Annotated in this window: 2 protein-coding genes; both read right to left on the bottom strand. The window is 66.4% G+C overall.

All coding sequences use genetic code 11. The features are described from left to right. Nucleotides 1-237: 237 nt before the first annotated feature. Entirely contained in the window at nt 238-483 is a 246-nt protein-coding gene (locus ACWEO7_RS39540) for a helix-turn-helix domain-containing protein (protein ID WP_452430978.1), read from the bottom strand. Between the two features lie 45 nt (nt 484-528). After that, nucleotides 529-1,113: a recombinase family protein gene (locus tag ACWEO7_RS39535; protein ID WP_452430976.1), complete on the bottom strand. Its 585-nt coding sequence runs from the start codon at nt 1,111-1,113 to the stop codon at nt 529-531. Between the last annotated feature and the right edge of the window lie 271 nt (nt 1,114-1,384).

The following is a 1,384-nucleotide window of genomic DNA, read 5'->3' as shown; positions in this document are numbered from 1 at the left end:
CACGCAACTGAAGCGACACAACCGACTCCGCCTCACCCACCGACCGGTTCGCAAATTTGACGACCAGGTCAAACCCTTATGTGAGCGGCATTGGTACTAAGTGTCGCGGAAAACCGCGGCACCCTCGTGAGCCAGAGTGAGCATCACCGGGTCGAGAGCGGCGACGATCGAGCGGACGGTGGTGTGGGACACCAACCCACTCCCGCTCGTCGGCGGCGCGGGCCGCCCGGCGGCTGATCACCGCCAGCGAGGGACGCGGCCGCCGCAAAGCCATGCCCTCGATCGCGCCGGTGCCAGCCCGGCCAGCCCTCCAGTCCGGTAGCGGTGCAGCCACCGCTGCGCGGTTCGCAACGGCACACCGGCTGCGGCGGCAGCGCTGGTGAGCGGCACATCGTCTTCGAGGTGGGGACGTAGTACCTCGAACCGGTTCATCGCCTGCCGCCGGTCGGTGTCGGTCAATCCGGTCAGCCCGCTACCTGTCACGGCTCACCCCTGCTTCCACGCGCACGCGACTTCGCGTGCGCTGGTTCACATTGTGGCGCCTGAGGCGGACAGATGCCGGTAGATCGTGGGACGGGTGACACCGAATTCGGCGGCGATCTGCGCGACGGTGTAACGGCGTTTGCCGGCCTGATCGAGCTCGTCGTACATCGCCCGAGCCAGCTGCACCTGCCGCGGCCCGAGCTTGGGTTTCTGCCCACCGGTGCGACCTCGAGCGCGGGCGGCGGCCAGACCGTCGCGGGTGCGTTCGCTCATCAAGGCGTGCTCGAATTCGGCGATCGCGCCGAGGATCTGGAAGAACATCCGCCCCACCGCGGTGGAGGTGTCGATGCCCTGGTCCAGGACCACCAGGTCCACTCCACGTTCCTGGAGTGCGTTGGACAGCTCGATCAGGTGCTCGAGCGAGCGGCCGAGCCGGTCCAGCTTGGTGACCACCAGCTGATCCCCGGCACGGTTGGCCGACAGCAGCGCCTTGCCCAGTTCCGGCCGGGTCGCGAGCTTCCCGGAGGCCTTGTCCACGAAGATCGTCTCGCAGCCGGCCGCGGTGAGCGCGTCGTGTTGTGCTTCGGGGTGCTGATCGCGCGTCGAGACGCGCCCGTAGCCGATTCGCATGGCCCGGGAGTGTATCGGTAACCCCCGACAGGTTGACACTGCCGCGTACACGGCAACCTTTACAGAGCTGGCCTGCGGAAACCGACTGCCGCCGTGGGTGTCTCGTGAACGTTCGTTACCGACACACCTACCAGGGGCCGAGCATCCGGTGATGACATCGGGATGTGGAGTCCCCAGCAGCTGCACCAACCTGATTGATCGTGCTCACCGTTCGACTATCAACGCGGTGCGATTCAGAACCACCCAGACATACATGTCGTTGATGCGGTAC

Source organism: Nocardia sp. NPDC004260, assembly GCF_053603155.1.
Note: the sequence above shows the minus strand (reverse complement) of the source record. Positions and strands in the feature narration are given on the sequence as shown.

What these genes read in the sequence shown, in the direction of transcription:
- ACWEO7_RS39535 (WP_452430976.1), bottom strand. Translation starts at nt 1,113, where the DNA reads ATGCGAATCGGCTACGGGCGCGTCTCGACGCGCGATCAGCACCCCGAA.